Origin of the sequence: Stenotrophomonas pavanii (assembly GCF_900101175.1) — a bacterium.
Taxonomy (GTDB): domain Bacteria; phylum Pseudomonadota; class Gammaproteobacteria; order Xanthomonadales; family Xanthomonadaceae; genus Stenotrophomonas; species Stenotrophomonas pavanii.
Genome location: NZ_FNFQ01000014.1, coordinates 108,468 through 131,013, shown reverse-complemented (window position 1 = coordinate 131,013; position 22,546 = coordinate 108,468). Strand labels below are relative to the sequence as shown.

Annotated in this window: 24 protein-coding genes; 4 read left to right on the top strand and 20 right to left on the bottom strand. The window is 68.0% G+C overall.

The window, feature by feature from the left end; all coding sequences use genetic code 11:
* On the top strand, nt 1–327 hold a 327-nt coding region (locus tag BLS66_RS19455; protein WP_143025197.1), incomplete at its 5' end, for a transposase.
* A gap of 86 nt (nt 328–413) precedes the next feature.
* Here the strand turns inward: BLS66_RS19455 and BLS66_RS19450 are convergent.
* From BLS66_RS19450 to BLS66_RS19390, 13 genes are all read right to left on the bottom strand, one after another.
* The gene (locus BLS66_RS19450; RefSeq protein WP_074726581.1) at nt 414–2,018 is read right to left on the bottom strand and encodes a sulfite reductase subunit alpha; all 1,605 of its coding nucleotides are present in this window, start codon (nt 2,016–2,018) and stop codon (nt 414–416) included.
* Nucleotides 2,015–2,986, bottom strand: coding sequence for an FAD:protein FMN transferase (locus tag BLS66_RS19445; RefSeq protein ID WP_074726586.1), 972 nt, complete (start codon nt 2,984–2,986; stop codon nt 2,015–2,017). The genes BLS66_RS19450 and BLS66_RS19445 overlap by 4 nt, the downstream gene beginning before the upstream one ends.
* Before the next feature lie 55 nt (nt 2,987–3,041).
* Complete coding sequence (locus BLS66_RS19440) at nt 3,042–3,845, bottom strand: DUF4198 domain-containing protein (RefSeq protein WP_049467443.1); 804 nt, start codon at nt 3,843–3,845, stop codon at nt 3,042–3,044.
* Between the two features lie 122 nt (nt 3,846–3,967).
* On the bottom strand, nt 3,968–4,486 hold the full coding sequence (locus tag BLS66_RS19435) for a DUF2271 domain-containing protein (protein WP_049467441.1): 519 nt from the start codon (nt 4,484–4,486) through the stop codon (nt 3,968–3,970).
* 26 nt (nt 4,487–4,512) lie between these two features.
* On the bottom strand, nt 4,513–5,151 hold the full coding sequence (locus BLS66_RS19430) for a PepSY-associated TM helix domain-containing protein (RefSeq protein WP_064237798.1): 639 nt from the start codon (nt 5,149–5,151) through the stop codon (nt 4,513–4,515).
* A gap of 197 nt (nt 5,152–5,348) precedes the next feature.
* Nucleotides 5,349–7,769 (bottom strand): TonB-dependent receptor domain-containing protein, encoded by a 2,421-nt coding sequence (locus tag BLS66_RS19425; protein ID WP_074726580.1) that lies wholly within the window; start codon nt 7,767–7,769, stop codon nt 5,349–5,351.
* Between the two features lie 144 nt (nt 7,770–7,913).
* Complete coding sequence (locus tag BLS66_RS19420) at nt 7,914–8,315, bottom strand: hypothetical protein (protein WP_057495262.1); 402 nt, start codon at nt 8,313–8,315, stop codon at nt 7,914–7,916.
* Nucleotides 8,316–8,479: 164 nt separating this feature from the next.
* Nucleotides 8,480–9,157, bottom strand: a complete 678-nt coding sequence (locus tag BLS66_RS19415) for a Fe2+-dependent dioxygenase (protein WP_053462385.1) — start codon at nt 9,155–9,157, stop codon at nt 8,480–8,482.
* A 10-nt stretch (nt 9,158–9,167) separates the two neighbouring features.
* Nucleotides 9,168–9,887, bottom strand: coding sequence for a tetratricopeptide repeat protein (locus BLS66_RS19410; RefSeq protein ID WP_057495261.1), 720 nt, complete (start codon nt 9,885–9,887; stop codon nt 9,168–9,170).
* A 68-nt stretch (nt 9,888–9,955) separates the two neighbouring features.
* Complete coding sequence (locus tag BLS66_RS19405; protein ID WP_074726579.1) at nt 9,956–12,247, bottom strand: TonB-dependent receptor; 2,292 nt, start codon at nt 12,245–12,247, stop codon at nt 9,956–9,958.
* Nucleotides 12,248–12,395: 148 nt separating this feature from the next.
* A complete protein-coding gene (locus tag BLS66_RS19400; protein WP_074726578.1) occupies nt 12,396–12,800 on the bottom strand; it encodes a hypothetical protein in 405 nt (134 codons plus the stop codon).
* A gap of 176 nt (nt 12,801–12,976) precedes the next feature.
* Nucleotides 12,977–13,309: a non-heme iron oxygenase ferredoxin subunit gene (locus BLS66_RS19395; RefSeq protein WP_053462389.1), complete on the bottom strand. Its 333-nt coding sequence runs from the start codon at nt 13,307–13,309 to the stop codon at nt 12,977–12,979.
* The gene (locus tag BLS66_RS19390) at nt 13,306–13,845 is read right to left on the bottom strand and encodes a GNAT family N-acetyltransferase (protein WP_074726577.1); all 540 of its coding nucleotides are present in this window, start codon (nt 13,843–13,845) and stop codon (nt 13,306–13,308) included. Before BLS66_RS19390 ends, BLS66_RS19395 begins: the two co-directional genes overlap by 4 nt.
* A 164-nt stretch (nt 13,846–14,009) precedes the next feature.
* On the opposite strand from BLS66_RS19390, the gene BLS66_RS19385 reads away from it, so the two are divergent.
* Complete coding sequence (locus BLS66_RS19385; RefSeq protein WP_143025196.1) at nt 14,010–14,450, top strand: hypothetical protein; 441 nt, start codon at nt 14,010–14,012, stop codon at nt 14,448–14,450.
* A gap of 63 nt (nt 14,451–14,513) precedes the next feature.
* On the opposite strand, the gene BLS66_RS19380 is transcribed toward BLS66_RS19385, so the two are convergent.
* From BLS66_RS19380 to BLS66_RS19360, 5 genes are all read right to left on the bottom strand, one after another.
* Nucleotides 14,514–15,770, bottom strand: a complete 1,257-nt coding sequence (locus BLS66_RS19380) for a cysteine desulfurase (protein WP_074726575.1) — start codon at nt 15,768–15,770, stop codon at nt 14,514–14,516.
* Entirely contained in the window at nt 15,767–17,029 is a 1,263-nt protein-coding gene (gene sufD / locus BLS66_RS19375) for a Fe-S cluster assembly protein SufD (protein ID WP_074726574.1), read from the bottom strand. The genes BLS66_RS19380 and sufD overlap by 4 nt, the downstream gene beginning before the upstream one ends.
* Nucleotides 17,029–17,793: a Fe-S cluster assembly ATPase SufC gene (sufC, locus tag BLS66_RS19370; RefSeq protein WP_074726573.1), complete on the bottom strand. Its 765-nt coding sequence runs from the start codon at nt 17,791–17,793 to the stop codon at nt 17,029–17,031. Before sufC ends, sufD begins: the two co-directional genes overlap by 1 nt.
* 74 nt (nt 17,794–17,867) lie before the next feature.
* The gene (sufB, locus tag BLS66_RS19365; RefSeq protein WP_074726572.1) at nt 17,868–19,343 is read right to left on the bottom strand and encodes a Fe-S cluster assembly protein SufB; all 1,476 of its coding nucleotides are present in this window, start codon (nt 19,341–19,343) and stop codon (nt 17,868–17,870) included.
* A 16-nt stretch (nt 19,344–19,359) separates the two neighbouring features.
* Nucleotides 19,360–19,815, bottom strand: a complete 456-nt coding sequence (locus BLS66_RS19360; RefSeq protein WP_005408436.1) for an SUF system Fe-S cluster assembly regulator — start codon at nt 19,813–19,815, stop codon at nt 19,360–19,362.
* A gap of 210 nt (nt 19,816–20,025) precedes the next feature.
* Between BLS66_RS19360 and BLS66_RS19355 the strand changes: the two genes are divergently transcribed.
* On the top strand, nt 20,026–20,493 hold the full coding sequence (locus BLS66_RS19355) for an SET domain-containing protein (RefSeq protein WP_057494206.1): 468 nt from the start codon (nt 20,026–20,028) through the stop codon (nt 20,491–20,493).
* 121 nt (nt 20,494–20,614) lie between these two features.
* A complete protein-coding gene (locus BLS66_RS19350; protein ID WP_074726571.1) occupies nt 20,615–21,157 on the top strand; it encodes a type 1 glutamine amidotransferase domain-containing protein in 543 nt (180 codons plus the stop codon).
* A gap of 129 nt (nt 21,158–21,286) precedes the next feature.
* On the opposite strand, the gene BLS66_RS19345 is transcribed toward BLS66_RS19350, so the two are convergent.
* Together BLS66_RS19345 and BLS66_RS19340 are read right to left on the bottom strand one after the other, a co-directional pair.
* Nucleotides 21,287–21,883, bottom strand: coding sequence for a YceB family lipoprotein (locus tag BLS66_RS19345; protein ID WP_049467409.1), 597 nt, complete (start codon nt 21,881–21,883; stop codon nt 21,287–21,289).
* Nucleotides 21,884–21,964: 81 nt separating this feature from the next.
* Complete coding sequence (locus BLS66_RS19340; protein ID WP_074726570.1) at nt 21,965–22,519, bottom strand: hypothetical protein; 555 nt, start codon at nt 22,517–22,519, stop codon at nt 21,965–21,967.
* Nucleotides 22,520–22,546 lie beyond the last annotated feature (27 nt).

Genomic DNA, 22,546 nt, shown 5'->3' with positions numbered 1-22,546 from the left:
AGCACATTGGCCTGCGAGTTGCCCGAACTGGGCAGCTTGGGAAGCAAAGCCATAGCGTCGCTGGTGGGGCTGGCCCCGATGAACCGCGAAAGTGGCACCTGGCAGGGCCAACGGCGGATCAGTGGTGGGCGCGCGGTGGTACGCGAAGCCCTTTACATGGCGGCCCTGACGGCCATCCGGTACGAGCCAAGACTGCGCGCGTTTTACGCTGGTCTGAAGGCCAAGGGCAAAGCGAGCAAGGTGGCGCTCGTGGCGGTCATGCGCAAAATGCTGGTGATCCTAAACGCCCGTAAGCGGGACGCCGAGGTGGCCCTCGGCTGCCCCTGACAAGACAGTTGCTACTTGCACTGCGGTTGCCACCCTGCCTGGACACGCCGTTCAGTAGATCCACGCCATGCGTGGATGGGGCCACCTCAGTACACATCGCGCCGGTAACGACCGGCCAGCAACAGCGCTTCCTTGCCCGCAGTACCCAGCACCTGCTCGATCACCGCATCCACGGCCGGGGCCATGCCCTGCAGGCTGCCGCAGACCAGGATCGTTGCGCCGTCGTCCACCCACTGCCGCAGCGTTGTTGCTTCGGCCAGCAGCCGGTCCTGCACGTAGCGATGCGCACCGCCATCGCGGCTGAACACAGCATCCAGCCGCGCCAGCGTTCCGCTCGCCAGCATTGCCTGCAGCTCGTCGCCGAAATGGAAGTCGTGTGCGGCGGTGCGCTCACCGAACAGCAGCCAGGTGCGGCGCGCGCCCTGCTGGGCACGTTCGTGCAGGTGGGCGCGCAGGCCGGCGATGCCGGTGCCGTTGCCGATCAGCAGCAGCGGCACATCGGCGGGCACGCCATGGAAATTGTCGTTGCGGCGCAGGCGCAGCTGCACCGGCTCGCCGATGGTCACGTGATCGCACAGCCAGCCGCTGCCGATGCCGGGCGTGCCGTCGGCGCGCAGCTGGCGGCGCAGCAGCAGCTCCACCGGGCCGTCGGCCATCACCGAGGCGATCGAGTACTCACGATGCGGCAGCGGCTGCAGGGTCGCCAGCAATGCGGGCAGGTCACCCGGCGGGACCAGCGAGGGCAGGTGCGAGCGCGCGACGCGCGCCAGCAAGGTCTGCCCGTCCTCCAGCACGGTGTCCGCATCGAAGCCCTGCGCGTGCAGCCAGGCGCGCGCGCTGGCGCGGGCATGTTGCGGGCCGATCTCGGCGATGTCGCCGGCCTGCCACTGCGCCTCTGCGCCGGCCGGTGGCTGCAGGCGCAACCAATACACCGGACCGCCGGGGCTGCCCGGGTTCAGATGCTCGCGCTGCAGCAGCGTCCACGGCTGGTACGCGGCCGGGCTCCAGTCGGGCAGTTCACTGGCGCCGCCGCCGAGTTGCCCCAGCAACTGCTGCCAATGCCGCAGCGCCGCCGGATCGGCGTTGTCGACTTCGATCGCATCGAACAGTGGATGCGCGCCATGCTGGCGCAGCCATTGGTCGAGCTGGTGGCCGAATCCGCAGAAGTGGCCATAGCTGCGGTCGCCCAGTGCGAGCACGCCGTACTGCAGGTGCTGCAGTGACGGCGGCGCGGCCATCACCCCGCGCAGGAAGGGCAGGGCGTGGTCGGGCGGATCGCCCTCGCCGGTGGTGCTGGCAATGAACAGCGCGCGCTGGCTGTCGGCCAGCAACGCGGCGTCGACGTCGTGCAGACCGCGCACGCGCACGGGCATGCCGGCGCCGCGCAGGGCTTCGGCACTGCGTTCGGCCAGCTCGCGGGCAAAGCCGGTCTGGCTGGACCAGACCAGCAGGAGGGGCGCGGTGTCTCCGGTTGCGGCATCGTCGCGCGGGCGCCCACGCCACCACAGTGCAGCGCAGGCCAGCGCATACAGGGCCGTGGCGAGTGCCGCGATCTGCGAGTGTCGAATCGGTGGCGCGCCCTGCCACCATGCCTCACCGAGATGCAGGCGCAGCAACGCCCCGCCGATCAGCGCCAACAGGAGCAGGGCCAGGGTGTTGCCGAGCCACGCGCGCGACCGGCGTCCGCTCATGCGCCGTGCTCGTCGAGAAGACGCTGGAAGGCACTGCTGAGGAACTCCTGCGGGCCGCCTGCAGCGCGCTGCAGGTAGCGCGCCGCCAGGCCTTCGCGCTCGGCCAGCGCCATGCCCTGGTCGCGACCGAGTACGGTCAGCGCGGTTGCCCAGGCATCGGCGTGCATCGCATCGCCGGCCACCACCGTGACTGCCGCAGCGACCTGGCGCACCGGCCTGCCGGTACGCGGATCGAGGCTGTGGCTGTAAGCCTCGCCATCGGCGTGGTACTGGTGCCAGCGATCGCCGGAGGTGGCCACCGCCCGGCCATCCAGTGCCAGCACGCGAGGCGGGGTATCGGTCCGCGCATCTTCTTCCGGCGCGGACTCCACCAGCACGCGCCACGGCTGGCCATCCGGTTTCCGGCCATAGCCGGCCAGTTCGCCACCGACCTCGATCAGCGCGGCAGCGATGCCTTGTCCGCGCAGCCACGCGGCGACGTGATCGACGCCGAAGCCCTTGGCGATCGCAGAGAGATCCAGTTCCAGCCCACCCGGTTGCAGCAGCGCATCGCCCTGCCACTGCAGGCGCTGCCAACCGCAGCGCTCACGCGTGGCCTGCAGGGTGGCGGCATCGGGCTGGCGGCGTTCACCGGCATGTGCACCGAAGCCCCACAGTGCAACCAGCGGACCGACGGTGGGATCGAAGGCGCCGTCACTGGCCGCAGCGATGGCCTGTGCGCAGGCCAGAACGTGGCGGGTCTCGGCCGGCAGCGTGCACCACTGGCCGGCAGCGGCATGATTGAAGCGGCTGAGGTCCGAGCCGGCTTCCCACGTGCTCATCTGCGCGACCACATCATCCAGGCGCGCCTGGATGCCGGCATGCAGCGGATGCAGGTCGCGCTGGCGTGGCGCGACCAGCGACACGCTCCAGGTGGTGCCCATGGTGGTGCCGCCGAGGCGGGCGATGTCGAGCAGGGGATCGGTCATGGGGGTCTGCTGCAGGCGCGATGCCGGGGCTTGCCCGGCATCGCCGCCCACGTCGTTACTGCGGCAGCACTTCCAGCGTGGCGACGTAGCTCAAGCGGCGCTTGGCGGCCTGCTTCACCGACGTCTTGTTGTCCTCGGTACCGGTTTCCAGCCAGTACATGCCGGCTTCCGGCCAGGTCACCTTGATCTCGCCCTTGGCATCGCTGGTGACCTTCAGCTCGTCCTGCGCGTTGCGGTAGCGGGTGGCGCCACGCACGATCTCGAATTCCAGGCCGGCGGTCGGCTTGCCATCGACCAGCACGCGGAAGGTCGCTTCCTCGCCGGCGAACAGGTCGTTCGGGTGGCCGACGGCCACCAGCTCGATGCCGCGGTTGGTCGGCTTCAGCGCGGTGTCGTTCGGCGCACCGTTGGTGACGAAGGTCTCCACGCGACCGACCGACTGGCTCAGTTCCAGCTTCTTCGCGTCCTTGGGCAGTTCGCCAAGGGTGGCGACGCTGCCGCGCCAGCGCTTGCGCTCGCCGTTCTGCTCGTAGGTGGCGAACAGGCCGTCATTGACCGACGCGATGCGGTAGGTACCCGGTTGCTTCAGTTCGATGTCGAACACGCTGCGGTACTTGCCGGTGGCCGCGTTCTGCGGCTGCACGGTGCTGCCGTCCGGCGCGGTGATCACCAGCGACTCCAGGCGCAGCGGCACGTGGTTGAAATAGAACAGGTCGTTGGAGACCGCACCGTCGACGGTGATCCACGGCGCGTTGCCGGCGATCACGGTCTGCGAGGGCAGCAGCCAGGCCTTGTGGGCCAGGGCGGAGAAGGGAAGGGCAGCGGCCAGGGCGGCGGCGAGGACGAGCGTGCGCTTCATGCGGAAGACTCCAGTTGGAAGGGGTCGGATCCCTTTCCAGCGGAAAGGGCTCTGACCCCGAGGGATAGGGTGATGGGGTCAGAGCCCTTCCTGCGGAAGGGATCCGACCCCGGCTCAGGCGGTTACGGTTTGACGGCGAGGGTGACCTGTCCCAGCTCGGTGGCGCCCTGCGCCTTGCCGTTCTGCGCGGTGGTCGCCGGCCAGGTGAAGGGAATCTTCAACAGTTCACGGCCGCCGACTTCGCGCACGGCTTCCACCACCAGGGTGTAGTTGCCCGGGGCCAGCTGCTTCAGGGCCGGCTGCCTGTCGTTGAACGACAGCGCGTGCTTGCCGGCCGGGCGGGTCGGGCCGGTCACGCCATCCACTGGAACCTGCAGGGTGCGGCCGCTCTTGCGCCACCACTGGCGCAGGTCGGGAAGCCACTTGGTGCCGTGGCCTTCGCTGTTGCTGGTCTGCTGGTACCAGACCGACAGGTTGGCCGCGACCTTCTGGTCGGCGCCTTCCAGCCACACCGCCACGTACGGGCGGTGGTACTCGGCCACGTTGAGCTTGGGCACTTCGACATTGATGTCGAGGGTGGCGGCATAGGCCGGCGAGGTGGCCAGCAGGCCGCTGAGGGCGATGGTCAGGGTGACGCGCATGGGGCGGCTCCGGGAACGGGGGAAAGTCAGTGGATCAGCAGCAGGGCGATCAACAGCGGGATCATCAGGCCCAGGCCGACCAGCGGCCAGGTCATGCGCCGCTGCCGCGCATGCAGGTGCAGCAGGAACAGCCCGGTGATGCAGAACACCAGGCAGGCCACGGCGAACAGGTCCAGGAACCAGCCCCAGGCCGGGCCCGCGTTGCGGCCCTTGTGCAGGTCGTTGAGGTAGGACACCACGCCGCGCGAGGTCGATTCGTACTCCACCGCGCCGGTCTGGCGATCGATGCTCAACCAGGCGTCGCCACCGGGGCGCGGCAGCGACAGGTAGATCTCTTCGGCCGACCACTCGGCCGGGCGTCCGCCGATGGCGATGCCGAGCTGCGCGTCCAACCATTGGCGGGCCGGGCGCGGAATCGGCGCGTTGCCGTCCTCGCGCGTGCCGAGCTGGCCCAGCAGCGCGGCCGGCAGCGCCAGGTGCTGGTTCTGCACCTGGGGCCTGGCTTCGATCTTCGCCGCATGGTTGAGGGTCAGGCCGGTCACCGCGAACAGCAGCATGCCGATCAGGCACACCGCCGAACTGATCCAGTGCCACTGGTGCAGCGTCCGCAGCCAGAAGCCACGGTTCTGTTGCTGCTGCACGGTGGAAGTAGCAGGACGGCTCACGGCACGGTTCGGGGCGGACGGGGACTGCCCATTACATCATTGATGAGAATAGCTCGCAATTGCGTGTCGTTCTGTATCCCTGGAGCAGGTATGAGGGGGGCGGCCAGCGGCCGGCACCACGGATCGGTAGATCCACGCCATGCGTGGATGAAGCGGTGCCGACCAGGGTCGGCACCCACCGGGGCAGGGCGCGGCGATCAGAACGTCGCGTTCAACGAAATCCAGTAGCTGCGGCGCTGGTCCTTGGTCGCGTAGTCGTCCACGCAGTTGAACTCGCTCTGGCTGATCAGCAGGCACGACTGCGAGACGAAGTCCTTGTCGAACAGGTTGTTGACCCGCGCGTTCACCGTCAGCCAGGGCGTGGCCTTCCAGCTGCCACCGAGGTGGAAGATCGTGTAGTCCTCGTAGTAGCGGGTGTGGCGGGCGCCGTTGGCGTCCAGCAGCGTGTCGCGGTAGCGGTCGTAGCGGCCTTCGCCGGTCAGCGACAGGCTGATCGCTTCGTTGAGCTGCCAGTTGAGGCTGGCATTGGCCATGTGCCTGGCCGGCATGGTGCCGCTGATCGGCAGGCCCTTCTGCGCGCCGCTGGTCTGCTCGCTCCTGGTCCAGGTGTAGTTGCCGCGCAGCTGCAGGCTGTCGAGCAGGTCGACATGCGCGGCCAGTTCGGCGCCACGGGTCTCGGCCTTGTCGATGTTCACGCTCTGGGTGAAGGTGTTGTAGCCCAGGGCCGCCCAGCCCGGGCCGATGTCCACGCAGTAGCCGCTGCCGGCGCGGGCCACTTCGCAGTTCGGGAAGGTGCCGCCGCTGGCGATCTTGTCCTCGAACGTGTTGAAGAAGCCGGTGACATTGAAGCCCCAGCGCTGGCCCTCGTAATAGGCCGCCAGCTCGTAGTTGGTGCTGGTTTCGGGCTTCAGGTTCGGCGAACCGACCAGCGGCAGCACGCCCTGGCCACCGAAGCCGGTGATGCCCGGGAACAGCTGGTCCGGACGCGGGGTCTTGTAGCCGGTGCTGACGCCACCCTTGAAGGTCCACGCATCGCTGGCGTTCCACACCAGGTAGCCACGCGGACTGACGTGGCTGCCGAACACGTTGTGGTCGTCGTAGCGCAGGCCGAAGGTGGCGGTGAGGGTGTCGGTCAGCGCCCAGTTGTCCTCGGCGAACAGCGCCCACATGCGGTGCGTCTGCTTGACGTTGCTGCGGTAGCCGGCGCCGTCCATGCCGAACACACCGTCGACCATGTCGGTGTCGTTGTATTGGCCACCCACGGTCAGCGTGTGCGCGCCGAAGTCCAGGTCGAGCATGGTGTCGAGCACGTAGCCTTCCAGCTCCATGGTCCGCAGCGGACGCGGCAGGAATGCCTGCAGGCGTGCCATCTCGCTCGGGTTGAGGGCGGCCAGTGCATTGCCACGGCCGGCTGCACAGTTGCTGGCGGCGCCGGTGCGGCGGCAGACGTCATTCCACAGCGCCTGCAGGTTGGCGCGCTCGTCCAGGGTCAGCGGCAGCGAGCGGCCCAGGTTGCTGCTCCTGCTGTGGGTCAGCGAGGTCTGCCAGGTGCCGAAGCTGTAGCGGCCCTGGTGGGTCAGCGACAACTGGTCGCGCTCGTAGCGTTGGTAGGCAGTGTAGCCCACGCGCGGCTGCACCACGCGGCGGGTGAGCGTGCCGTTGCCGTTCGGGTTGGGAATGACCGCGTTGCCGACGCGCCACAGGCTGGCCAGGCTGTCGAGGGTGCCGGTCTGGCCTTCGCTGTTGTCGAACTTCTGCCGCGACACGTCGTAGTCCAGCCACAGTTCGTGGTCGTCGTTGATGCGGACGTCCAGGCGTACGCCGCTGTTCCAGTTGGTGTTGGCGACCGACTTGCCACCACCGCCGAAGCCGATGCTGCGCTCCCACAGGGTGCCATCCGGGAGCGGCAGTGCATCCCATTCGGGGTTGGATGCCTTGGCATCGTAGTAGCTGCCGCGTACCGCCAGGCTCAGGCGATCCTTCAGCAGCGGGCCGCTGAGGTAGAGGTCGGTGGTGCGTGCGTCGCCGAACTGGTCGTCCTGCTGCACGGTGAAGCCCTGGGTCAGCGCGCCGTGCCAGCTGTCCTGGTTGCGGCGGGTGATGATGTTGATGACGCCGCCCATCGCGTCCGAACCGTACAGCGTGGACATCGGCCCGCGCACGACTTCGATGCGTTCGATCGCATCCAGTGGCGGCAGGTAGGCGAACTGGCCGCCACCGAAGTTGTTCGGGTAGATCTGGCCGACGTTGCTCTGGCGGCGGCCGTCGATCAGCACCAGGGTGTATTCGGACGGCAGCCCGCGCATCGACACGGTGGCGCGGCCGTTCTTGTCGGTGGCCTCCAGGCCGACATCGATGCCTTCGACGTCGCGCAGCGCATCGACCAGGCTGGTGTACGGGCGCCTGCTCAGTTCCTCGCGGCTGACCACGCTGATGCTGGCCGGGGCATCGATCACCTTCTGCTCGAAGCCGGCGGCGGTGACCACCACCTTGTCCAGCGTCTGCGGGGCGCCGGAAGCGTCACCGTGGGCGAAAGCGGGGCTGGCGAAAGCCGCCAGCACGGCGCTGGTCAGCAGGGTACGGGACAGGGACGAACGGACACGATGGCGCTGGGCCATGGCAGTTACCTCGAAGGATGCAGGGGGCGCGATGCCGCGCGCGAACGGCGTGGCAGGCACGGAAGGCCCGGTCAGGGGCGGCAAGGATGAAGCAGGCAGCGGCGTGCAGGCGCGACCGCGCAGGCGGTCACGTGGGGCCGTGGATCAGGCGAGCGGCGGCGCCTGGCCGCGTTGCTGGCGGCGCCCAGGCGCATCGGCCCAGGGCGTGTCCGGAGCGGCCAGCGGCCAGTCCGGGCGCACGCCGGGCATGGCCGGCGTGGCGGGTACGAGTTCAAGCTCGGTGCGCAGCCATTGGCTGGCCAGCAGCAACGGCGGGCGTGCCTTCTCGGCTGATTTCACCGGAGCGGCAGCACATCGGCGCAGCTTGGCCGGTGCTTCTTCCAGCAAGGTGCCTTGGCCGCCGCGCTCTTCCAGCGGCATCTGCACGGCCATTCCTGCTTGGGCCTGTGGCAGCAGCGGCAGCGCGCCCAGCAGCAACGCCAGCATCGCCACCCATGCCAGCAGGCTGGCCAGCGCAGGACGCTGGCCGCGCATGGCGGTCCCCATCGTGCGCTGGATCAGTGGGCGAGGGCGAAGCGGGCGCAGCAAGCGAAGATCCCCAGGGGCCTGCCGGCAGGGGCCGGCATCAACGGGGCGTGATTGTAATGAGAGCCGTTAGCTGTTGCAAATGAGAATGATTGCCAAAGTGTCGCAGGCCGGCACGGCCAGGCTCAGACTTCGCTCCAGCGCCGCAGCAGGTTGTGGTACACGCCGGTCAGCTGCAGGATCGCCTCAGCGTCGGCGCCGGTCTGGCGCAGGCGCTCGATCGCGCCATCCATTTCCCACAGCAGGCGACGCTGCACATCGTCGCGGATCATGCTCTGCACCCAGAAGAACGACGCCACGCGTGCGCCACGGGTGACCGGCCGCACCTGATGCAGGCTGCTGGACGGATAGACGATCAGGTCGCCGGCCGGCAGCTTCACTTCGTGCTCGCCGTAGGTGTCGCTGATGACCAGCTCGCCGCCTTCGTATTCGTCCGGCGCCGACAGGAACAGGGTGCAGGAGATATCCGAACGCAGCTGTTCGCCGTTGGCCAGGTTCATCACCGCGCCATCGACATGGAAGCCGTAGGTGCCGCCGCCGCTGTAGCGGTTGAAGCGCGGGGGCAGGTATTTCAGCGGCAGCGCGGCGCTGAAGAACAGCGGGTGCCGGGCCAGCGCGACGAGGATGATCTCGCCCAGTTCGCGGCGCAGCGGCGACGCCTCGGGCAGCTGCTGGTTGTGCTTGGCCTGCGCGCCCAAGTGGCCGACGGTTTCGCGGCCATCGGTCCAGTCGGCGGCATCGAGGCGGCGGCGGAAGTCGGCCACCTGGTCGGCGCTGAGAATATCGGGGATGTGCAGCAGCATGGGGAACTCCTCAGAGCGACGGTGGCGCGACCAGGGCGCGCACCTGTGGATGCGGCGAGGCGGCCAGTTCCGGCACGATGTGCGCCATGAACGCCGGGCTGCCGTGGGCCAGTGCAAGCCGTAGCCAGTGCACGGCCTGCTCGACCTGGCCGGCCTGCAGCAGGATCGAGGCGTAGTTGGCCTGGCCGCGGAAATCACCGGCTTCGGCCGCGCGCTGGTACCAGGCCAGCGCTGCCTGCGGATCGGCTGCGGTGTCCAGCCCGTCCTCAAGGTGGCGGGCCAGCAGGTTCATCGATTTGGCATGGCCCAGGTGCGCGGCACGGGTGTACAGGGCCAGTGCCTGCGCGCGGTCCTGCGTGACGCCGCGGCCGGTGGCCAGCAGGTTGGCCAGGTTGTACAGGCCCCAGTCCAGCCCGGTGTCGGCTGCGCGCCGGTACCACACCGCCGCCAGTGCCGGATCGGGCGCGGTGCCCTGGCCCAGTTCATGGCAGCGGCCAAGCATGTTCATCGCCATCGGTGCGCCGTTGTTGGCGGCGGTTTCGTACCAGAGCAGCGCAGCCGAAGCATCCTGCGCGGTGCCTTTGCCTTCCATGTGCATCTGCGCAAGCAGCAGTTGTGCCTCGACCTGTCCGGCCTGTGCGGCGTCGCGGACGCGTGCGAACGCGGCCTGCGGATCGTGCTGCAGCAGCTCGGCCAGGGCGTCGCTGTCGATGGGGGTACGGTTCGCCATGGGGTGAGTATCGCCGGAAACAAAAACGGCGGCAGGAGAACCTGCCGCCGTGGTGGAACGAAGCTACATCAGAACTTCACGTTCAGTGCCAGGGTGGCCGAGCGACCCGGGGCGATGCTCGCGTAGTGCGAGGCATAGGCCTTGGTGAAGTAGGTCTTGTCGGTCAGGTTCTGCACGTTGAGCTGCAGGCTGATGTTGTCCTGGATCGCGTAGCTCGCCATCGCGTCGAAGCGGGTGTAGCTGGCGATCCACTTGGTGTTGGCGACGTCACCGTACTGCTTGTCGGAGTAGAACGCACCGGCGCCCAGGGTCAGGCCGATCGGGAAGCGGTAGGTGGTCCACAGGTTGGCGCTGTGCTTGGCGGTGTTCGGGAACACGTTGCCGTTGTACGGCGAGGGCACGTAGACGTTGGACGGGCAGGTACGACCGACCGGTGCGCCACAGACGAAGCCGTTGTCCTTCAGTTCCGAGTCCAGGTAGGTGTAGCCGCCGTACAGGCTCCAGGCCTCGGTCAGCTGGCCGGTGAAGCCGAGCTCGAAGCCGTTGATTTCCTTCTTGCCGGCATTCTGGCTGGTGCCGTTGTCGACGGTCACGCGTGCGTTGTTCATCACGGTGTGGAAGATCGCCGCGGTGAGGTTCAGGCGCTGGTCGAACAGGTCCCACTTGGTGCCCAGTTCGAGGTTCTTCGTATCCTGCGGCTTGAGGTCGGCCACGGCGGCGCTCAGGCCGTCCGAACCATCGCCCCCGTCCATGCCCGGCGGCGTCGAGGAGGTGCCCCAGGACAGGTAGATGCTGCCGTTGGCAGCCGGCTTGAACACCACGCCGGCCTGGTAGTTCAGGAAGTCGTTGCTGTTGCGCACGCGGGTCGGCGCCGCACCGGCCACCGGAGTGGTCAGGGTGGTGCGGAAGTCGTCGTAGCGCAGGCCCAGGTTGACCATCCACTGCTCATTGAGCTCGATGGTGTCGAACACGTAGGCCGAGGTGGTCTTGGTGCGCTGCTCGACGTCCAGTGCCTTGTCGCTGCGATACACCGAATGGGTGGCCGCCCACGGATCGCGCGGGTCCGGGTCGGCGAAATCGGTGCAGTTGTAGCCGGTGGCCGCGCCGGTGGTCGGGCACTTGCTGTTGCCGGTGAGCGGGTTGCTGGTGCCCGGGGTCATCAGGTAGCTGCCGCGGGTCATCTTCTCGTCGCTGTACTCCACGCCGGCGCTGTAGCTGTGCTTGAGCACGCCGGTCTGGAAGGCGCCGGTCAGGCCCAGCTGGTCGGCGAAGCTCTTGACGTCGACGGCACGGCTGTTGGTACGGCGCCACAAGGTGCCGTAGTTGTTCGGGTTGCCCTGGCTGTCGTCCGGCTGGGTCCACAGGTAGTCGTTGCTGGTGTTGCCCAGGCGCGCGATGTTGCGCAGCTTGTGGCCGCCGAAGTCGTAGCTGGCATCCAGGGTGCTGATGTCGGCGCGGGTACGCTGGAAATCACGGTCGACCAGGCCGTAGTAGTTGTTGCGGTCCGGCACCATCGGGCGGCCGTCGACCCACTTCGACGCCGGCGCACCGCTCGGGTTGCCGTACGGGAAGCCACCGGCGTCCGGCAGGTCGTCGCTCTGCATGTGGTAGTGGCTGGCGATCAGCTGCGCCGGGCCGTTCAGACCGAACGCGATCGACGGCGCGATGCCCCAGCGGCTGACGTTGGCGGCGTCGCGGCCGGCGATATCCGATTCATGCTTCATCAGGTTCAGGCGCGCGGCGATGCCATCGCCCAGCACGTAGTTGGCGTCCACGGTGCCGCGCGCGTAGCTGTCGGTACCGATGCCCATGCTGGCGCTGGTCTCGTTCTTCAGCTTCGGCGTCTTGCTTACCAGGTTCAGGCTGCCACCGCCGGAATCGCGGCCGCCGTAGGCCGAGCTCGGGCCCTTGACCACTTCCACCTGCTCCAGGTCGAAGATTTCGCGGGTCTGCGAACCGACGTCGCGCAGGCCGTCGACGAAGACGTTGCTCTGCGAATCGAAGCCACGGATGAAGGGGCGATCACCGGTGGGGTTGCCGCCTTCGCCGGCGCCGAAGGTGATGCCCGGCACCATGCGCAGCGCATCCTGCAGGTTGGTCGCACCGGTTTCGGCGATCAGCTTCTCCGACACGATCGACACCGACTTCGGGGTGTCCAGCAGTTCGGCGGTGAACTTCGGCGAGGACGGATTGAACCAGCTGCCGCGCACCTGCACCTTGTCCAGCTCGGTGGCGTTGCGGGAGCCGGCGTCGGCGCTGTCGGCAGCCTGCGCAGCCAGCGGCGCGAAGCCCGCAGCCAGGGTAGCGGTGGCGAGCAGGGAAACGCGCGGGGCGTGCTTGCGGGACGTGATGTAGGTCATGGCGATGGGTCGTGGCGTGGATCGGGAAAGGGCGAGGGGCGAAGCGCAGGCAGCGCGTCGACACATGGAAGGCTTCTTCTGCAGGACCGGGCCGATGCCCGGCTGGCAGGAAACGCAATCAGGCGCACGGCAACGGCCGCAGGGCGCCTCAGCTGGCGTGCGGTGCGGGCGGCGCGTGGCCGGGGTTCAACCGCAGTGCGGGATCGTGCCGCTGCCAGCGCAGGGCGTCGGAGCGCCACAGCGGAATGTGCGCGACCAGGACGGCACGCGGGGGAGCCAGTGCGGTGCAGGGCGCGGCGCCCTCGCCATCCAGCGGCGGCTCCGGTGCCGGGGCGGCATGGTGCGGGCATTCGTGCACCGGCGGGGCCGGCAACGGCATGGCTTGCTGCAACCCTTCAGCGTGCGCCTGCCAGCCGTGGGCCGCAGGCCCCTTGCCGCGCCCTTCGTGCAGCGCCGACCAGCCCAGCAGCAGCGTCAGCAGCGCGGCCACGACCAGCGGCCACCCTTGGCGGGCGAGCTGGCACAGCGTGGCGGTGGGCGCGGGCGAAGCCATGGCGCAGGGGCGACGTCGTTACGAAGGTGTTACGTAGAATAACATCAACGATAATGATTCGCATATGCGCAATTGGGTGAGCGGTCTGGAGGCCCGGAGAGGGTCGTGAAGGCCCCTCAGTGCGCTCCGCTGGCTCCACCCCCTTGGGTGAATCCACCGGCGGCCAGGAGGGCACTTCAATCGCGGTCGTCGCGGGTCCAGACGGCGTCGTGTTCGCGCTTCACCGGGAACTTGGGCACCGGCGTATAGGCCGGTGCGCACAGGGCGCGGCCATCGCGCACGTCGAAGCGCGCGCCGTGCAGCACGCATTCCACGCTGCCTTCGGTGGTGTTGAACTCGCCTGAAGACAGCTCGAACTCTTCATGCGTGCACTGGTCTTCCAGGGCGTACAGCTCACCGTCCAGGTTGAACACCACGATCGGCGTGCCGGTCACTTCGTCGAACACGCTCTTCATTTCGCCCGGCAACAGCTCGTTGCCGGCACAGACGAAGGTCCAGGTATCGCTCACGCGGCGGCTCCGGCCAGCGGCTTTTCCAGGATCTCGAAGCGCAGGTCGCCGCGCTTGGGGATGCCGAAGCGCTCATCGCCGTACGGGAACGGCTTCTTGATGCCGGTGCGCTGGTAGCCACGACGCTCGTAGAAGGCGATCAGCTCGTCGCGCACGTCGATCACCGTCATCTGCATCACCGGCACGCTCCATTCGCGCGCGGCATGCGCTTCGGCCGCCTCCATCATCTGCTTGCCGACACCGCCGCCCTGCTGCGCCGGATCGACCGAGAACATGCCGAAGTAGCCCTTGCCGTCGACGTCGGCAACGTGTGCGCAGGCCACCAGCTGGTCCCCGCGCTCGGCCAGCAGAATGGTCGAGCGCGGGCGGTCCAGGTCGGCCTGGATGCCTTCGGCGTCGATGCGGGCGCCATCCAGCAGGTCGGCTTCGGTGGTCCAGCCAACGCGGCTGGCGTCGCCCCGGTAGGCCGAGGTGACGAGGGCGATCAGGGCGGGGATGTCGGCCGGCGTGGCGGCGCGGAAGGTCAGGGTGCTCATGGCCCCATTCTAGGTGGGGTGTGGGCGGGCGCAAATGGGGGAGTGGGGTCAGATCCCTTTCGCAACGCGGAGGAGCTCTGCCCCCGGAGCACCGGCTATGCTCGCCGTTCATCGCTTTCCTGCAGGAGGCAGAAATGGATTGGCAAGGCGGAGATGGGGGCGCCATGAAGGTCGCTACGCTCGGCATGATCGTGGCGATGTCGATCCTGCTCGCGTGCACGGATGCCTCCGTCGTGGGCAGGGACGCTTCCTTCAACAGTTTTGCCTGCCCTGGGTTCAACCCGGCACGTGCACTTCCTGTCGCCCTGGAGGAACTGCGTGCGCACCCTGTCCGCTATCAGGGCCGCTTGGTAAAGGTGCGGGGTGCCTATGTCGGAGGCTGGGAAATGTCGGCGCTGCATCCAGGGCCGCCGGTACGTGACCCGTGGGCAGCAGACGGCATCTGGGTGGAGGGAATCGCGCCGGTGACGTTGCCGACGGAGCAGGCTTTTGAAATGACCGGGATCGTATCGGCGGCGCGGCCGGATGCGATGAGCGGCAAGGGGCATCTTGGCCAGTGGCCTGCCGAACTATGCGTGTCGTCGGTGCGGCGGCTGCAGGAGTGATCGGGTAGTTGGGGTCAGAGCCCTTTCGCGATGCGAAAGGGATCTGACCCCGGTCTTCCGGGGTTACCCCAGCAGCTTCCGCACCTTGGTCAGCGCCGTCATGAACCGCTCGATCTCGGCGTGCGTGTTGTAGAACGCCAGCGAGGCACGGCAGGTGGCCGCCACACCAAAGTACTGCAGCAGCGGGTGTGCGCAGTGCTGGCCGGAGCGCACCGCCACGCCTTCCAGGTCAAGCAGGGTCGCCAGGTCGTGCGCATGCGCGCCATCGATGAGGAACGAGACCACGGCGGCCTTCTCCGGTGCTTCGCCGATGATGCGCAGGCCATCGACGCGGCGCAGTTCTTCGGTGAAGTGCGCCAGCAGTTCGGCTTCGCGGGCTTCCACGTTCTCCTGCCCAAGCTGCTGCAGGTAGTCGGCAGCCACACCCAGGCCGATGAAGCCGGCGATGTTCGGGGTGCCGGCTTCGAATTTGTGCGGGGCATCGTTGAACACGGTGCCGTCGAAGCTGACTTCCTTGATCATTTCGCCGCCACCGAGGAACGGCGGCATCGCATCCAGATGCTCGCGGCGCGCCCACAAGGCGCCGGTGCCGGTCGGGCCGCACATCTTGTGGCCGGTGATCGCGTAGAAGTCGCAGCCGATCGCGGCGACGTCGACCTTGCGGTGCGGCACGGCCTGCGAGCCATCGACCACGGTGATGATGCCGCGCTTGCGCGCTTCGCGGCAGATCTCGCGCACCGGGTTGACCGTGCCCAGCACATTGGAGACGTGGGTAACGGCCAGCAGCTTGACCTCCGGGGTCATCGCCGTGCGCAGCGCATCCAGGTCCAGTGCGCCATCGGGCGTGATCTCGGCCACGCGGATGGTGGCACCGGTCCGCTGCGCGACCAGCTGCCACGGCACGATGTTGGCGTGGTGCTCCATGCGCGACACCAGGATCACATCACCGGCCTTCAGCCGCGGCAGCGCCCACGAGTACGCCACCAGGTTGATGGCGAAGGTGGTGCCGCTGCACAGCACCAGCTCGCTGGGGCGCACGTTGAGGAAGCGCGCCAGCGTGTTGCGCGCGCCTTCGTAGGCGTCGGTGGCCTCGCTGCCCAGCGCATGCACCGCGCGGCTGACGTTGGCGTTGTAGCGGCGGTAGAACTCGTCCACCGCGCCGATCACCTGCACCGGCTTCTGGCCGGTGTTGGCATTGTCGAAATAGACCAGCGGCTTGCCGTGCACTTCCCGCATCAGCAGCGGGAAGTCGAGGCGCACGCGGTCCCAGTCGGGGGCGCCGGTGCGTTCTTCGATCGGGCGCGGGGTGGACAGGTTCATGCCACACCCGCCTCGGCCAGGGCCTTGTCCAGGCGGCGTGCCAGCTGCGCACGCAGCGCGTCCGGCAGGATCTTCAGCGGTTCGTGGCAGAACGCGGCGCTCAGCAGGGCCTGCGCCTGTGCCTGCGGCAGCCCGCGCGAGCGCAGGTAGAACAGCGCGTTGGCATCGAGCTGGCCGACGGTCGCGCCGTGCGCGGCCTTCACTTCATCGGCGTCGATCACCAGCGTCGGCTGGGTGTCGATCTCGGCATCGGCCGACAGCAGCAGGTTCTTGTTGGACAGGTTCGCGTCGGTGCCGTCGGCGCCTTCGCGGATCTGGATGCCACCATGGAACACCACGCGGCTGCGGTTGGCGGCGACGCCGCGCCACAGCAGTTCGCAGGCGGTATCGCGCGCGATGTGGTCGATGCCCAGGCGGGTTTCGACATGGCGGCGGCCGTTGCCGAGCAGCACGCCATTGGCGGTCAGCTGGGCGTTGTCGCCTTCCAGGCGGACGTTCAATTCATGGCGGCTGAGCGCGGCGCCCAGTTCCAGGTCCACGCGGTGGTACTGCGCGTCGCGGGCCAGCACCGCGTCGGTGCGCAGGAAGCTGGTCTGGCGTGCGCTGCCGGCCTGCACGCGGGCGTGCTTGAGCACGGCATCGCGGGCGACGTGGGCATGCAGCACGGTGTTGTCCAGGTGGGCGGAATCACCGACGCTGAAGCGGTGCTCGACCACGCCCAGGCTGGCGCCGGCGCGCAGTTCGATCAGGTGGCGGTGATGCCAGGCCAGGTCGGTGTCGCCGGCGACGCTGGCAAACACCAGCTGCAGCGGCGTCTCGACCTGCACGCCTTCATCCACGCGCAGCACGACGCCTTCATCGGCCAGTGCGGCGTTGAGCCGGGCGAAGATCTCTTCGCTGCGCTCGTAGCGGCGGCCAAGGAAACGCACCGCGTCTTCGCCGGCGGCCAGTGCGGCCGACAGCGGCTGCAGCTGCACGCCGTCCGGCAGCGCCTGCACGTCGCTCAGCGCGGCGTCCAGGCGGCCGTTGACGAACACCAGGCGCGGCGCCGGGATGTCGCCCAGCAGGGCGGCGTCCAGAGCCGGGCCCTGCAGCGGTGCCGCAGCGAACGCACGGCGTTCCAGCTGGCGCAGCGAGGTGTACTTCCAGGCCTCGTTGCGGGCGGCCGGCAGGCCGTCACGCAGGGCCGCATCCAGCACTTCGCGGCGCGCATCGCTGCCGCAGAAGGCCTGGGCCATCGAGTCAAGCAGGGCGCTCATCAGACCGCCGCCTCGGGCACGACCCGGTCCTTCAGGAAATCATAGCCGTGCGCTTCCAGTTCCAGTGCCAGCTCGGGGCCACCGGTCTTGACGATGCGGCCATCGGCCAGCACGTGCACCACGTCCGGCTTGATGTAGTCCAGCAGGCGCTGGTAGTGGGTGATGACCAGGAACGAGCGGTTGGCGGCACGCAGTGCGTTGACACCGTCGGCCACGCTCTTCAGCGCGTCGATGTCCAGGCCCGAGTCGGTCTCGTCCAGGATCGCCAGCTTCGGTTCCAGCACGGCCAGCTGGAAGATCTCGTTGCGCTTCTTCTCGCCACCGGAGAAGCCTTCGTTCACGCCACGGTGCAGCAGCTCGTCCTTCAGGTGCAGCACGGCCAGCTTCTGGCGCACCAGCTTGAGGAACTGCATGGAATCGAGTTCTTCCTCGCCGCGCGCCTTGCGCTGGGCGTTCAGTGCCGCGCGCAGGAAGTAGGTGTTGTTCACGCCCGGGATCTCCACCGGGTACTGGAAGGCCAGGAACAGGCCGGCAGCGGCGCGCGCTTCCGGGTCCTGCTCCAGCAGGTCGACGCCGTCGAACTGCACGCTGCCTTCGGTGACTTCATAGCCGTCGCGGCCTGCCAGGACATTGCCCAGGGTGGACTTGCCGGCGCCGTTCGGGCCCATGATGGCGTGCACCTGGCCGGGCTTAACATCCAGCGACAGGCCCTTGAGGATTTCCTTGCCGCCGATGCGGGCGTGGAGGTTTTCGATCTTCAGCATGGTGGGGATTTCCGTGGGGCGGGCCAGGGCCCGCCGGTAAAGAGAATGCGTTTGCGAGGGGCAGGGGCGGGCGCTCAGCCCACCGAACCTTCCAGCGAGACTTCCAGCAGCTTCTTGGCTTCCACCGCGAACTCCATCGGCAGTTCGCGGAACACCTGCTTGCAGAAGCCGTCGACGATCATCGACACCGCGTCTTCCTGGCTGATGCCACGGGCGCGGCAGTAGAACAGCTGGTCGTCGGAGATCTTGGAGGTGGTGGCCTCGTGCTCGACGGTGGCGCCCGGGTTCTTCACCTCGATGTAGGGGAAGGTGTGCGCGCCGCACTGCTTGCCGATCAGCAGCGAGTCGCACTGGGTGTAGTTGCGCGCGCCGTCGGCGTTGCGGTCCACCCGCACCAGGCCGCGGTAGGTGTTCTGGCCGCGGCCGGCGCTGATGCCCTTGCTGACGATCTTGCTCTTGGTGCGCTTGCCGACGTGGATCATCTTGGTGCCGGTGTCGGCCTGCTGGCGGTGGTGGGTCAGCGCCACCGAGTGGAACTCACCGACCGAGTCGTCGCCCAGCAGCACGCAGGACGGGTACTTCCAGGTGATCGCCGAACCGGTTTCGACCTGGGTCCAGGTGACCTTGCTGCGCGCGCCACGGCATTCGGCTCGCTTGGTGACGAAGTTGTAGATGCCGCCGACGCCGTTCTCGTCGCCCGGGTACCAGTTCTGCACCGTGGAGTACTTGATCTCGGCGTCTTCCAGTGCCACCAGCTCGACCACTGCGGCGTGCAGCTGGTTCTCGTCGCGCATCGGCGCGGTGCAGCCTTCTAGGTACGACACGTAGGCCTTGTCCTCGCACACGATCAGGGTGCGCTCGAACTGGCCGGTGTGGCCGGCGTTGATGCGGAAGTAGGTGCTCAGCTCCATCGGGCAGCGCACGCCCTTGGGAATGAACACGAAGCTGCCATCGGAGAACACCGCCGAATTGAGCGCGGCGAAGTAGTTGTCACCGAACGGCACCACGGTGCCCAGGTACTGGCGGACCAGCTCCGGGTGTTCCTTGATCGCCTCGGACATCGAGCAGAAGATCACACCCTTCTCGGCCAGTTCCTTGCGGAAGGTGGTGCCGACGGACACCGAGTCGAACACCGCATCCACCGCCACGCCGGCCAGCTTGGCGCGTTCGTGCAGCGGCACGCCCAGCTTGTCGTAGGTGTCGAGCAGTTCCTTCGGCACGTCGTCCAGCGAGGCGTACTTCGGGCCCTTCGGCGCGGAGTAGTAGCTCAGCGCCTGCAGGTCGATCGGCGCGATCTCCAGCTTGGCCCAGTCCGGCATCGGCAGGGTCAGGAAGTGGCGGTAGGCGTCCAGGCGCCACTGCGTCATCCACTCCGGCTCCTCCTTCTTGGCCGACAGGGCACGGATGGTGTCCTCGTCCAGGCCAGGGGGCAGGGAGTCCGATTCGATCTCGGTGATGAAGCCAGCCGAATACTTGCGGCCGAGCTGTTCGTGGATCTCGCGGTTGGGCGTGTCGTCGTGGGCGACGTTTTCGATGGTTTCGGTGGCCATGGGGGCTGCCTGTGGATCAGGAGACGACATCGACAGCGATGGTGCGGCGCTGTTCGTCATCGGCAAGGGGAAGAGGGGGCAGGATCTGGGCGAGGGTGACATCGCGCAGGGCCTCGGAGACCACGTCGTTGATCAGTCGCCAGCTGCTGCGCGCGCCGCACTTGGGCGCCATGCCGCACTGGTGGTGGTCGTGGCTGCATTCGGTCAGGGCCAGCGGCCCTTCCATTGCTTCGACCACCTCGAACAGCGAGATCTCGATGGCCGGGCGGGTCAGCCGGTAGCCACCACGGACGCCGCGCAGGCCTTCGACCAGGCCGGCCTGGGCCAGCGGCTTGAGGACCTTGCTGACGGTGGGCGGCTCCAGGCCGGTGAATTCGGCCAGCTCGGTGGCGCTGAGCACCTCGCCCGGACGGGCGGCGAGCACGGTCAGCACGACGGTGGCGTAATCGGTGAGCTTGGTGACGCGCAACATGGGGATGCGAGTGGTTCTTAAAGCGGACTGAAATTGTACGCTTTTATTCGCCACCATCCAACCCGGGCATTCAGCCGGCGCTGGGGCCGGGCGGGGAGGACACGCCGGGGCCGTTGCCGGGCCGCAATCCTGCGCCAACGGGGTGATTTTCGCAAATCACCCGGAATGGGCGAGAATCAAGGTTCCATCCGCTGCAAACAGCCCGTGCCGATGCCGAAGAAGATCCAAGCCCGCAAGTCCGCCATCCATGGCAACGGTGTGTTCGCCGTGGCCCCGATCAAGCAGGGCGAGCGCGTGATCCAGTACAAGGGCCTGCTGCGCAGCCACGGCGACGTTGATGCCGATGACAGCGGCGACGTCGAAAGCGGCCATACCTTCCTGTTCACCCTCAACGATGACTGGGTGATCGATGCCAACTACAAGGGCAACGAAGCGCGCTGGATCAACCATAGCTGCGACCCGAACTGCGAGGCCGTGATCGAGGAAGACGAGGACGGCGACAGCCGCGGCGACAAGGTCTTCATCGAGGCGCTGCGCGACATCACGCCCGGCGAGGAACTGACCTACAACTACGGCATCACCCTGGCCGAGCGCCACACCGCCAAGCTGAAGAAGATCTGGGAGTGCCGCTGCGGCTCGCCCAAGTGCACCGGCACCATGCTGCAGCCCAAGCGCTGACCCTTCCGGCGGTGCCGACCGCTGGCCGGCACGGATGCTCTCCACCTGCCGTGCACGGCAGGGTCACCGCCGTGCAAGGGAGGTTCGTCCACGCTGTGCGCTCCCCAACTGGAGCGCACCCATGGCAGAACGATTGAAGGGCAAGCAGATCGCCATCCTGGCCACCCACGGCTTCGAGCAGTCCGAGCTGACCGAGCCCAAGCGGCTGCTGGAAGCGGAGGGCGCGCGGGTCAGCGTGGTGTCGCCCGCGAAGGAAGCGACCATCAAGGGCTGGAAAGAGAAGAACTGGGGCGACGCTGTCGCGGTCGACATTCCGCTGGATGAGGCGGATCCGGCGCGCTTCGATGCCCTGGTGCTGCCCGGAGGCGTCATCAATCCGGACACGCTGCGTACCGATGATGCCGTGCTCGGTTTCATCCGCTCGGTGGATGAAGCCGGCAAGCCTGTGGCGGCGATCTGCCATGGCCCGTGGCTGCTGATCAACAGCGGCCTGGCCGATGGCCGCGAGCTGACCTCCTGGCCGTCCCTGCAGCAGGATCTGGCGAACGCAGGTGCGAAATGGCGCGATTCCGAGGTGGTGGTCGACGGCAACGTCATCACCAGCCGCAAGCCGGACGACATTCCGGCCTTCAGCGAGGCGGTAGTGAAAGCGCTTGCCGCCTGACGCGTACCGGTAGTGCCGGCCGCTGGCCGGCAGATGCAGTCACTGCGCTGCCGGCCAGCGGCCGGCACTACCTCATTGACCCGGCACTACCTCATTGACCCGGCACTACCTCATTGACCCGGTACGACCTTATTTACCCAGTACGCCTGACGGCACCAGGTTGCCCAGGTTCTGGTTGAACGTGACCACCAGCTTGCCGTTCTTCACCTGGGCCGACTGCACCTGCAGCGCGCCGAGCAGGCCGGCCACGGCCGGGTCCAGCTTGTAGATCGGCTCACGCTGGGCGTAGTCGCTCAGCCACGCGTTGAGCAGGCTGCGGGTGCGCGAGTCGAGGCGGCCGCCCTGGTTGGCCGGGGTGAAATCATCCACGCTCGGTTGCTGCAGGTGGAAGCCCTGGGTCTGCGCGTCATAGCGCAGGCCGCTGCTGAGCTTGACCGTGCCCAGTTTGGCTGGACTGCCGCCGGCAGTGGCCAGCGCCACATCCATGCCCAGATTCAACCGTTCGCCGGCCGGCAGGCTCAGCTGTGGGTGGCTCATGGTCAGCGCGATTAGGCCGCCGAGGGCGTCCTGGGTGCGCGGGAAGCTGCCGTCCAGGTACTGCTGCACATCGCTGGCGCCGACGGACAGTTCGCGGCCGGAGATGGAAGGGGCGGCCTGTGCGCCGATCGCCGCAGCGATCAGCACGGTGGAGGCCGCGAGGCGGGTCATCAGGGAACGCAGGCGCATGGCAGTGACCGGTGAGCAGGATGGAGTGGATCAAAGAGTAGCCGCGCAGGCTGAATCGCGCGTGCATGCTGCAGCAACGGTTCAGTCCAGCGTTGGGCGCAGTTGCGCCGAGTGGATCTGCCAGGCACTGCCATCGCTGCTGGGCTGCACGCGGTACCAGCCGCTGAAGCGGAAGGTGCCGTTGGCGGTGACCGCGCGGACCTGCACCGGCACCTCAAGCAGCTGCGGTGGCTGCCGATCATCGCGCGCGATCGGGGGATCGCTGTGCAGGCGCAGGGTGCGCAGGTCCTGCAGCTGCCGCAGCGCGGCGTCGTCGGCGCGCCGTGGATCGCCGGGCGGAATCGTCCAGGCGGCGTCACTGGCAGCGCGGTCGCGGTTGAGCAGTGCGGCGACGTAGCGGTTGAGCATCGTCGAAGGCGGCTCTGCGCCGTCGTCGACGGCAGCCAGCAGCGGGGTGTCGCTTGCCTGCAGCGCCGGCGCCTGCGGGCCAAGCGCCGGGTCGGTGGCCGCAGTGGCCGCAACGTCCTCGGACGCGTGGGCGCGTTCGCCGGTTAGCTCGGCGGCCGGGCGCGAGCAGCCCGGCAGCACCCAGGGGGCGATCAGTAGCGGGATGATCTGGAACAGGGCCCTGCGCATGCCTGCCTCCTCCCCGAGGCAACCGTG